This window comes from Marinobacter segnicrescens, from assembly GCF_900111555.1.
GTDB lineage: Bacteria > Pseudomonadota > Gammaproteobacteria > Pseudomonadales > Oleiphilaceae > Marinobacter > Marinobacter segnicrescens.
In genome coordinates, this window is record NZ_FOHZ01000002.1 from 274911 (window position 1) to 286514 (window position 11604).

An 11604-nucleotide genomic window follows, 5' to 3' on the forward strand; every position below is an offset into this window, starting at 1 on the left:
AGCTCGTTCTTTAGAGCCTGACATCGGATCAACTGAAGGCACACGGGCAATTAACTCATTGCCCGGGTGCCTTCAAAACCTCAAACCAGAGATCTGGTGCGCACTTCGTTTTAAGGACGCAACCCGAATGCTGGCTTCCCCAGCTGTTTTGGTAACGTGCGATAAGCGTCCTCGACCCACTCGCAGAGCAGTGTGCGACTCTCCCTGGGATCGATCATATTCTGCACGCCAAAGCTCTCGGCTGTACGGAACGGCGAGGCAATCTTTTCCATTTCCTGACTGATGCGCTCCAGTTCCTGCTCTCGATTCTCCGCCTGATTCAACTGTGCACTGAAGGCTGCTTCAATACCGCCCCGTGACGGCAATGAACCCCAGGTGCCCGACGGCCAGGACCAACTGGGCGAGGCCCGATGGCGGTTTACCATACCCGCACCGCCCACACCGAATATTCTGCGCAGAATCAGTTCTGCCTGGGGCACGCGAGCCTGGTAGATGGCAGATATAGCCCTCACTCCGTGGCGTATCGTGCCTCTGCGCTCCGCCGCAGAACCGATGGAAACGCCACCCTGATCCGTCAGGCTGACAATAGGCAAGTGGAACGTGTCACAGAGATCCACCAGGCGAGTAACAGCCTGAGCCCCCTCTACGGTCATCGTGACACCCTTGAGCGGGTTCGTTGCCAGCACACCCACCGGATAACCGTTCAGCCGGGCCAGAGCGGTAACCGTCGAGCCTCCATATTCCGAGTAGGTGAATACAGATCCCTGATCGAAGATGGCTTCCATAATCCCATGGATGTCATAGGGCTTTCTGGAATTCCGGGGTATGGCGTTGAGCAGCTGCTCTTCGCGCCGCCCTATCGGATCACTGCACGCCTGCCTGGGGGGCAGTTCGTCCACGTTGCGTGGCAGGTAGGAGAGAAACTTCCGAATAACGTCGAAGGCTTCCTGCTCTGTTTGTACAAGACGTTCAACCACTCCGCTCTCAGCATGGATTCCAACCCCACCAAGCTCTTCCAGGGAGAGGTCTTCACCAGTGCTACCTTTTACTACGGGTGGACCTGCAGTAAACGCCTGGCCGATGCCCCGCACCATCACAGCAAGGTGCGACATGGCAAGCCTGGCGGCGCCAAGCCCCACGGTTGGTCCGACGGCTGCAGCAACCACTGGTACCAGGGAAAGGTTGTCGACTACGGCATCCCAGCCAGGGTTGATGGGAACGTAGTGAAAGCCATGCTTCAGCGCCATCTTGACGCTGCCACCGCCGGAGGCGCCATCAAGCAAACGGACAACTGGCAGACGCATATCCCTGGCATAGTTTTCCAGGAATATCTGCTTGCCATGAATCGCTGCATCCCCTGAACTCGCCCGCAAGGTGAAGTCATCAATTCCGAGGGTTACCTTTCTTCCGTCAAGGCGAGCTGTGCCACCGATAAAGTTAGCGGGTTGTACGTTGATCAGATTGCCCTGCTCATCGTATTCAGCAAACCCTGTCAGTGCACCGACCTCCGAAAATGAGCCCTCGTCGACCAATGCCTGTACTCGTTCACGGGCGGTGAGCTTGCCTTTAGCTTTTTGCTTACTGACTTTGTCCTTGCCGCCCATCTGTTGCGCCATGGTGAGGCGCTGCTGGATTTCTTCAACTTCGACACCCCAGCCTGCGTCTTTTTCGCCAAATGGTAAAGCGGCAGTTTTAATTCTGTCGCCAGTTGATGAGTCGGCGTCATCGGGCTCAATAATGGCGAGTATGTCGTTTTCCTTGATGACATCACCAACCTTGGCCGTTACTGCATTAACCCGGCCGCTGTAATCCGCCCGAACAGACTGCTCCATCTTCATGGCCTCGATCACCACGAGCGGCTGTCCCTGTTGGACAAGGTCACCGACCTCCACATCGACTGTTACGACCATACCCTCCATAGGGGCATGGAGCGCTTCATCAGGATCGTACCCCATCGGGAGGGATGAGGGCGGCGGACTACTATGGGACTTGTCGTAACCCGCGTCTTCTGCTGCAGGGGGTGCTAGCGGTGAAAAGGTACCAATTGCTGCCTGTATGTCCGACTGATGGGTTTCAATAAAGGATGTGTTGTACTCACCCTGAAGAAACGTTGGATGACCCAGAATTGCCCCGAGAAGCGGAATATTCGTAGGCAAGCCAGTGATGTGGAATTCGCGCAGGGCACCGGTGAGGGTTCCGGTAGCAGATAGGAAGCTCTCGCCACGCGCAATCACCTTAGCGATCAACGAATCATATCGGTGACTGGTGTTGTAACCCGAATAACCAAAAGTGTCGACACGTACACCCGGCCCTGACGGCGGAATAAACCCGGTAATCAACCCGGACCTGGGCAGACTTGTTCCATCTTCCATGAACTCTTCCAGGTTGACCCGGGCCTGGATGGCAAAGCCCTTGGCTTGCGGCGCCGATACCAAATCAAGGTCTGAAAGGGACCTCCCAGTAGCAATTCTGATTTGCGTCTGAACCAGGTCGACCCCGGTGATCTCCTCCGTCACTGTATGCTCAACCTGCAGACGGGGGTTTGCCTCCATAAACCAGAAGCCTTCGTCGGACACCAAAAATTCAAAGGTGCCGATGTTTTCGTAACGCGCATGCGACGCCATTGTCTGTGCGGCGTCCAGTATCTGTTCGCGCATCGATTGAGGCAGCACCGGGCTTGGCGCGATTTCCAACAATTTCTGGTGACGCCTTTGCACCGTACAGTCTCGCTCCCAGAGGTGGGTAACCTTTCCAGACCCGTCACCGACAATCTGCACCTCTATATGGCGTGCGTTATGGAGCAGCCTTTCAACATAGAGCTCACCATTACCAAAGGCTTGCTCTGCCTCGGACCGACAACGCTGGTAGGCCTCATCGAGATCATCCACTGACCTCACGACTCTCATGCCCCGGCCACCACCCCCAGCCAGCGCTTTCAGCATTACTGCGCCACCATTTTCCCGGGCAAACGCCCTGGCCTGCTCCAGAGAAGTCGGCTCTGAAGTGCCCGGCATAACCGGAACTCCCAGCTCAGAGGCCAGCTTCAGCGCCTGCACCTTACTGCCGAACAGATCCAGGGTTTCTGGCCGCGGACCAATGAAGCGGATGCCACCATCCTCACAACGTCTGGCAAAGTCACCGTTCTCACTGAGGAACCCATAACCAGGATGGATGGCCCAGCATTCATTATCCCGGGCAGCAGAAACCATGGCCCCGATATCGAGATAAGCAGCCGCGCCCTCCCCGGGCAGTTCGCAGGCATCATCAGCGTAGCTGACATGCAGGGCTTCGGAATCATCAGGCGCATACACTGCGAGTGTCTGAAATCCCAACTGACGAGCCGCCCGAATGATCCGGATAGCGATCTCGCCACGATTGGCGATGAGGATCTTCTCCATTACTTGGTTCACCTTAATCTTGTTATCGGTCTCCCGGCAGCCGGCTGAGCTGGCCCGGTTCTCAACGAGCCTGAGATTCAGTAAGCATCTGCTTCAGCTTGTACTTCTCTATTTTGTTCGTAGGCGTCACTGGTAGCGCATCCACAATCCGGACGTGGCGAGGTCTCATATATTTCGGCATATTCTCAGTGGCAAATGCAGCAATATCGCTCTCTGTACAGGTGCCGGCCTCCTTGAGCTCAATGAACACCGCTATATCATCTTCATTACCCTCCTGGGCCGGTATCGGAACGGCCGCTACGGCCCGAACGTCCGGATGATCCACAAGCAGGGACTCCACCTCATAGGAAGAAACATTTTCACCTCGCACCCGGAAATAGCCCCCCATCCGGTCGACAAACCGGAAGGTGCCGTCGCCCTCTTCGACTACTGCATCGCCGGTGTGAAACCAGAGATTTCGCCAGGCTTTGAGGGTGGCCTCAGGTTTGTTCAGATACTGTTGAAGCAGCAGCCCGGGGAATCTTGGTCGGAACGCCAACTGGCCAACCTGGCCAGGAGGGAGGCGATTGTCATCCTCATCCAGAATGGCGACATCCACCAGCGGCGACGGCCTGCCCATAAAGCCGGGCGGCAGGGCGGTTTTACCGCTGACAACCAGACGTCCTGATGCTTCGGCAGACGCCCTGAGCTCGGCCTTCGACAAGCCTTTATACAGTTCAGGTGGTGTACCTGTCTGGTCACCAAACTGGTCGATAATGGCCATAAAGCCGGCCCCCGACTCAGTCTGACCGAACCCACAGGTAACAAAGTCAAACCCGAACCGTTTGGCGACCTCGTGGTGGTTCGCCGGGAGCGGCTGCATGTGCACCTTATTAAGGGTGTTGTTACGATCACCTTCCGAGGGCGGTGCGGACATGAGCCATGGGATCATGACATCCAGGAGAATTCCGGCGCTTGCACCGCACTCGCGGATCCGGGACCAGAACTCGGAGGGACTGAACCGGTTCCACAGGCCCACGGTGTTACCCTTCCAGACCGCTTTTACCAGAAGCGCGTAGGCGCCACCAACGTGATACATCGGTAAATCGCAATACACCACATCCTCCGATGTCCATTGGCTGCGTCCCGCAAAGGCGTACTGATTGATCCAGCGGAAAGGCAGCAAAACGCCCTTGGCGGGCCCGGTCGTTCCGGAGGTATAGATAATGGTCGCCGGGTCAAACGGACCAAGCTCAGGATCAGCCAGTGAGATGCCGGACGTCGTCAGGGTATCAAGCCGATGTACCGTCGACTTTGGCAACTCAACGCCAGACTCACTGGTCTCACCGGAGGTGTCCGGACCGATTACGACATGGTCTGGCGTAATGTCTGGACCGATTTTGTCCAGTTCCGGCCCAAAGGACGGGTCAGTAATCAGAACAGGAGCCGCGGTATCATTTATCTGATAGCTGAGCAGCTTGCCCCTGAGGTTGAAGTTGATCGGCGCATAGATGGCCCCGACCTGCCAACAGGCAAACATTGAAATCGCGGCGAGTAATGAATTACTGGTGAGTACACTTACCGGCTGACCCCGTCCGATGCCCAGGGAAGCCAGTCCACGGGCGATCTCCTCGCTCCGGTCATGCATCTCCCTGAACGTCAGCTTTTCGCCCGTTTCCCCGTAGTGGATAAATACCTTGTCGCCGTTTTCAGAGGCATGCCGTTTCAACTGATAGAGCGGCACATCCCCTTCCGATACCATCTGATCAAAGATTTCTTGTGGCTGTTTCATGCTGGTCTTCCTTTTGTTTTTGTTACTCTCAGCGTTTCTGAAGACGTTACCAGGTGTCTACCATCGGGCGTCGGCGTCCAATGCGTGGACCAGGTTTCCTGACCGATTTGAGGCCACGAAGGATCCAGTTACGGGTCTCGGCCGGATCAATAACCGCATCAATCTCCAGGGAGACCGCCATACTCAGGGCCTTCCCCTTCTCGTACTGTTCCGCCACCAGCTTCTCGAACATGGCTTTCTGCGCGGCCTCATCACCGGCATTGGCAATTTCATTGCGATAGCCAAGGCGAACGGCACCTTCGAGCCCCATTCCGCCAAATTCACCAGTGGGCCAGGCCACGTTGAAGAACGGCGCATGGAAAGAACCTGCCGTCATGCCCATGGCACCCAGGCCATAACCTTTGCGAAGAACAATGGAAAGCACGGGAACCTGTAGGCTGGCAGCGGTTACGAACATCCGGGTGGTATGACGAACCAGGCCGGTTTTCTCAGCCTCGGGACCGACCATGAACCCCGGTGTATCACACAGACTGACCAGCGGCACATCATAGGCATCACAAAGCTGCATGAAGCGGGACGCCTTATCAGCTCCATTCGCACAAATTGCTCCGCCCAGATGGCGCGGATCGTTGGCAATCAAACCAACCGGGCGCCCCTCGATACGAGCGAAGGCCGTTACCATACCTGGTGTAAACTCCGGCCGGAGTTCAAGGTAGCTGTCGGTATCGACCAACGTACGAATCAATGACCGAATGTCATAGGAGCGCAACCTGTTCTCCGGAATACTGGATCGAAGCAGCCTCTGATCTGCACAGGTCCACTCCGGCAGCTTGCCCTGGAAGTAAGACATGATCTGGCGGGCGACCTGAGCGGCTTCCCGCTCGTCCTCGACCAGGCAATCCACGACGCCATTGGCAACCTGTACCGACATGGGGCCGACCTCTTCTGCCGAATAGACGCCGAGCCCGCCGCCCTCGATCATGGCCGGACCGGCCATCCCCAGGCTGGCGTTCCTGGTGGCGATCAACAGGTCACTGGAGCCAGCAAACACCGCGTTCCCTGCGAAACAACGACCAGAAACAATCCCGATACGAGGTGCCAGTGCGGTTAACCTTGCGTACTGAAGGAAGCTGGGCTGATCGAGGCCAGCCACCTTGGTGCCGTTATCCGTATCGCCTGGTCGCCCGCCACCCCCTTCGGCAAAAAATATGACCGGCAGCTGCTGCTCTTCGGCCACCTGTAACACACGGTCCGTTTTCTTGTGGTTCATGGTCCCCTGAGTGCCAGCCAGCACGGTGTAATCGTAGGCCAATACAGCACACCGGGCCTGGTCTTCATCGAACATTTCACCATTCACTGCACCCACACCGGCCACCAGGCCGTCAGCCGGGGTCGAGCGAACCAGGTCCTCGACGGAGCGCCGGCGCCGCTGAGCAGCAAAGGTCAGGGCCCCGTACTCCATGAAGCTGCCTGGGTCGCAGATATTGCCGATGTTTTCGCGCGCCGTGAGCATGCCCAGCTTGTGACGCTTGGCAACCGCATCCGGTCGCGCCTTGTCCAGTGTCAGGTCGTGACGCTCCATGGCTTCAGCCAGATCCGGACGAATGTAATCAAGGTCGATTTTCTGCTCAGTTTTCTCTTCGTCCACGTCCGTTTCGCCAGGCTCAATAAAGGCGATGGCCTGCCCTTCATTGACGTAGTCACCCTCACCCAAGGGCAGCCGCCGGATAAGGCCTGCTGTCGGCGACTTTATTTCATGCTCCATCTTCATTGCTTCAAGGATCGCCAGGGTCTGCCCTTTGGCCACGAGATCACCTTCAGCCACCAACGTGGTTACCAGCTGGCCCTGCATGGGAGCGGAGGCAGGTTCGCTCCCTTCCGGAGCTTGTTGTTGAACAGCGGGTTTGTTCGTGTCTTTGGCGACATCGGAAGTACGGAACAACTGTGGATGGCTCTGCCCTGCCTCGGCGACAAGGTCCGCCATATGATCATCAACGAACCGTGTATATATACGGTTTTCAGCAACGTCCTCGCGACTCAGGAGCGCCTGCAGAAAAGAGGCATTCGTCTTGACGCCCTCAACCCGGAACTGACAAAGGGCCCGGTAGGCCTTACGAACGGCTTGCCCGTATTGCCGTGCTCCCGTGTGAACGATCAGCTTTGCTAACAGTGAGTCAAAGTGCGGGCTGGTGGTGTACCCCCGGTACCCGAAGGTGTCGACACGAATACCTGGCCCGGAAGGCGGCTCGAACGTCTCAAGGGTGCCTCCACTGGGGTGGGTGGAGCCATCAGCGTCCATGGATTCCATGTTTACCCGGCACTGAATCGCGTAGCCTTTCGGATCAGGTATCTCAGTCTGCGAAAGATTAAGTCCTGCCAGGCTTGCACCACCCAGGACCGCGATCTGTGACTGGACAAGGTCAACACCAGTAATTTCTTCGGTGACCGTATGCTCCACCTGAAGCCGGGGATTCGCTTCTATAAAGAAAAAATCCCGGCCATTTTCGTCCACCAGGAATTCAAAGGTACCCAATCCGGCATAGTTAACATGTCGCGCCATTCGCAGTGCCGCATCCAACAGCCTGTCTCGGGTTGCAGCTGCCAACGTCGGGCTTGGGGCGACTTCGACGAGTTTCTGGTTACGACGCTGCAGGCTGCACTCCCTTTCCCACAGGTGAACCGCGTTACCGCGTCCATCTCCGAGTACCTGAACTTCAATATGCCTGGCCGTTCGGACCAGGCGCTCAACGTAAAGCCCCTCGTTCCCGAATGCAGCTTTGGCTTCGCGGGCACATGCCCGGTAGGCCTCTTCCAGGTTTTCGCCTGGCAACACAATCCGCATACCACGACCGCCACCACCGGAAATGGCCTTGATAACCACCGCCACATCACTGCCAAGGCTCGCTGCAAACTCGCGAGTATCGTTTAATGAAGTACGGCCCTTGGTACCAGGGACGACGGGCACGTCACAGTGCTCTGCAAGCGCTCGCGCAGCCGCCTTGTCACCCAGCTCTTCCAGCGTAGCGGGATCAGGTCCAATAAAGGTGATGTTGTGTCGGCCACACTGTCTTGCCAGTTCGGCATTCTCACTGAGGAAGCCATAACCCGGGTGCAGGGCATCCGCCGATATCTCCCTCGCGGCCTGAATAATCGCGTCGATATCCAGATAAGCGCGAGCGCCTTTTCCGGGCAAGCATACTGTGTAGTCCGCATGGGCAAGGTGGAGGGAATCCCGGTCATCCTCGGAATAGATGGCCACGGTTTCCAGCCCCATCTCAGAGGCGGCCCGGGCAATTCGGATAGCAATTTCACCACGATTGGCAATCAGCAGTTTTTTGAACTTCACAGGATGACCTCTTCCGATTATTGGCTTTGTTATCAGATCGGCAGCCAAGGCCAGGCAAACCAGGCGCCTCTCCCCGCTTCGCTGGTATTATTGAGGTGATTCACTTGACGCCCAGCGGAACAGCTACCACTCTCACTTACTTACACGTCAGTCAGTTTTATCCAAAAAAAACTGACTTGCAAGCAAGTCAGTAATTGGCAATGATAAGGGATGCCGAGAACCGCTAACGGAGAATTCATGCCAGCAACTGTCACGTCCCCTGCACCATCACGCGCTAAAGCGAGCGACACCCGGGCACGCATCCTGGAGGTCGCCAGGCGCCTGTTCATCACCCGGGGGGTCGATGCAGTCAGTTACGGCGATATTGCAAAGGAAGTCGGTTCAACCCGCGCAAACCTGCATTACCACTTCGGCAATAAGGCCGAACTGGTCAAGGAGGTATTTGCAGACACCTTTGAGGAAGTACGCCAAAAGCTCGAAGGCATTTGGCTGAAGCCCGGGCTCTCACTGGAGGACCGGATTGACCTTTTATTCGAAGACGCCCGGGATCGGTTTCACGAGTTCAATCAACCAGGTGACGAACGAACTCCCTGGAGCCTTTCCTCCCGTGCTCGATTTGATTTCAGCTCGGTGGACACGGAAGTGGTTGAAGGTATCGGTGAAATGTCCCGCTTCTTTGAAGAATGCGTGACACACGGCGTAAAGATTGCCATTGGTGCCGGCGAGTACCGAACCGACACCCCGGTAAAGGATGTGGTTCTGATGATTACCCCACTATGGTATTTCGGTTCACCGATTACCCAGTTCTCGGGAATCAAAAGACTGAAAAACCACTACGCAGCGACGAAGAGAACGATAAAGGCTGCCTACGGTGCCTGAGTGATCTGACCGCTCACTCGACACTACTCTACGAAACAAGAACAAACAGCCCGGACTGGATTCGGGTGCGTGGAGGAAACATGTTAGTTGCATCGAACGAGCAGGCTTCGGGCTTCGATGCCCGGCCTGCGGGATCGCCGGCGGAGGCCGGGCAATCCACCAATGCTAGTGTGACGCCCATTCTCGATGTGCGTGGTTTGAGCATTTCTTTCCGGGGCCGTGACGGAATCACCCATGTGACCCGCGACGTCTCCTTTACTGTCGCCCCCGGCGAGCGGGTCGGCGTCGTCGGAGAGAGCGGCTGCGGCAAGTCGGTTACCGGCCTTTCCCTACTCCGCCTGTTACCCGAGCGCACAGCGATCATCGACGGAGAAATCCGGTTTGATGGCCGTGACCTTATGTCCATGCGCCCCAAAGAAGTCCGTGCCATCCGGGGTCGCGACATCAGCATGATATTCCAGGAGCCGATGACTGCGCTGGATCCTGTATTCACTGTTGGGCAGCAACTTGTCGAGACGCTTCGCACGCACTACCCGGTACCCCCGGCAGAAGCCAGGGAGCGTGCCATCCAGGCACTGAAGGATGTCGGGATACCTTCGCCCGAAACCCGGGTGGACGAGTACCCCCACCAGTTCTCCGGCGGGATGCGCCAGCGAGTCATGATCGCGATGGCGCTGATCTGCAAGCCAAAACTGATTATCGCGGATGAGCCCACCACGGCGCTGGACGTTACGGTACAGGCGCAGATCATCGATCTGCTGACGGAACTGAGCGAAAACACCGGCGCCGCCTTGCTGTTCATTACACACGACCTCGGTGTTGTGGCTGAAACCTGCAGCCGGATGATCACCATGTATGCCGGCGAGGTCGTCGAGACCTCCCCCGTGGACGACGTACTCCGGCGCCCGGGCCACCCTTACACGTCCGGCCTCTTGCGTTCACTCCCCCGGCTCAGCGACCGTGGCGGAAGACTTCCGTTCATCCCCGGTCGGGTCCCCTCACCGAACGCCATGCCTGAGGGGTGCCGCTTTCAGGCTCGATGCCCGCACGCCAGTGAGGGTTGTGAGCGATACCAGACCATGACGGAAATCGATCGGCAACGACACGCCCGATGTCACAAGGCAACGCAGCTGAAACTCGAGGGGGCGGTCTAATGGGTGTCACTGTCAGTCAGTCCACGGGGCCGAACACCGACAATATCGTGACGGTCGACAACCTGAAGATTCATTTTCCGCTCAAGGGCGGACAAACCGTTAAAGCGGTGGATGGAGTGAGCTTCCAGATACGCTCCGGTGAAACGCTGGGGATTATCGGAGAGTCCGGTTCGGGAAAATCCACGGTGGGTCGAGCGCTCGTTGGTCTTTTGAAGCCCACAGACGGCACCCTACGCTATGGGGAGACCGATATTTCCGAGTTATCGGCCAACGAGTACAAGCGACTTCGCAAAAACTACCAGATCATCTTCCAGGACCCCCATGCAGCTCTGAACCCCCGCATGACCATTCTGCAGAGCCTGGTTGAGCCCATGGAGATCCAGAACGAAGGCACCCGTGAATCCCGGCGCAAAACGGCGCTGGCCTCACTTGAGCGGGCGGGCCTGGCTCCTGAAATAGCCCTTCGTTATCCCCACGAGCTGTCCGGGGGACAAAAGCAACGCATTAATATTGCGCGAGCGCTGACCGTCCACCCCCAGTTCATCGTTTGTGACGAAGTAGTGGCAGCGTTGGACGTGTCAGTACGCGGCTCGATACTAAACCTTTTTGCGGATCTGCAAGAAGAGCTGGGCCTGACCTACGCGTTTATTACCCACGACATCTCAGTGGTCGCCCATGTCAGCCAACGGGTGGGAGTCATGTACCTTGGCAACATGATGGAGCTGGGGCCCACTGACACCGTCATCGAAAAGCCGCTACACCCTTACACCCAGGCATTGTTGTCGGCTGAGCCCCGCCCGGTACCCAGCGATATGCGAGAAGACAGGCGCATCCATTTGCAGGGAGAAATACCAAGCCCGGTCTCCCCACCCAGCGGCTGCCGCTTCCGTACCCGTTGTCCGTTCGCCACCGACAGGTGCCAGACAGACGTTCCTGAATGGCGTGAAATCGCTCCCGAACATTGGGTCGCGTGCCACTACGCCAAACTGGAAGGCCTTGAGCAAGAAGTGTGACAACGAAAGCAGTTCACAGAACCCACAGAACAATCACAAAAAG

6 protein-coding genes are annotated in these 11604 nt (G+C 57.1%); 3 read left to right on the plus strand and 3 right to left on the minus strand.

Going from position 1 to position 11604, the window contains the following annotated elements; translation table 11 throughout:
• Positions 1–110: 110 nt before the first annotated feature.
• The 3 genes from BM036_RS03910 to BM036_RS03920 all read right to left on the minus strand — a co-directional run bounded on the left by BM036_RS03910 (position 111) and on the right by BM036_RS03920 (position 8515).
• Positions 111–3398: an acetyl-CoA carboxylase family protein gene (locus BM036_RS03910; RefSeq protein ID WP_091848920.1), complete on the minus strand. Its 3288-nt coding sequence runs from the start codon at positions 3396–3398 to the stop codon at positions 111–113.
• Between the two features lie 61 nt (positions 3399–3459).
• Complete coding sequence (locus BM036_RS03915) at positions 3460–5169, minus strand: AMP-binding protein (RefSeq protein WP_091848921.1); 1710 nt, start codon at positions 5167–5169, stop codon at positions 3460–3462.
• A gap of 46 nt (positions 5170–5215) precedes the next feature.
• Positions 5216–8515, minus strand: coding sequence for a carboxyl transferase domain-containing protein (locus tag BM036_RS03920; protein WP_091848922.1), 3300 nt, complete (start codon positions 8513–8515; stop codon positions 5216–5218).
• Positions 8516–8752: 237 nt separating this feature from the next.
• On the opposite strand from BM036_RS03920, the gene BM036_RS03925 reads away from it, so the two are divergent.
• The 3 genes from BM036_RS03925 to BM036_RS03935 all read left to right on the plus strand — a co-directional run bounded on the left by BM036_RS03925 (position 8753) and on the right by BM036_RS03935 (position 11561).
• On the plus strand, positions 8753–9394 hold the full coding sequence (locus BM036_RS03925; protein WP_177185983.1) for a TetR/AcrR family transcriptional regulator: 642 nt from the start codon (positions 8753–8755) through the stop codon (positions 9392–9394).
• Positions 9395–9474: 80 nt separating this feature from the next.
• Complete coding sequence (locus BM036_RS03930) at positions 9475–10548, plus strand: ABC transporter ATP-binding protein (protein WP_091848924.1); 1074 nt, start codon at positions 9475–9477, stop codon at positions 10546–10548.
• A complete protein-coding gene (locus BM036_RS03935; protein WP_091848925.1) occupies positions 10548–11561 on the plus strand; it encodes an ABC transporter ATP-binding protein in 1014 nt (337 codons plus the stop codon). Before BM036_RS03930 ends, BM036_RS03935 begins: the two co-directional genes overlap by 1 nt.
• Positions 11562–11604 lie beyond the last annotated feature (43 nt).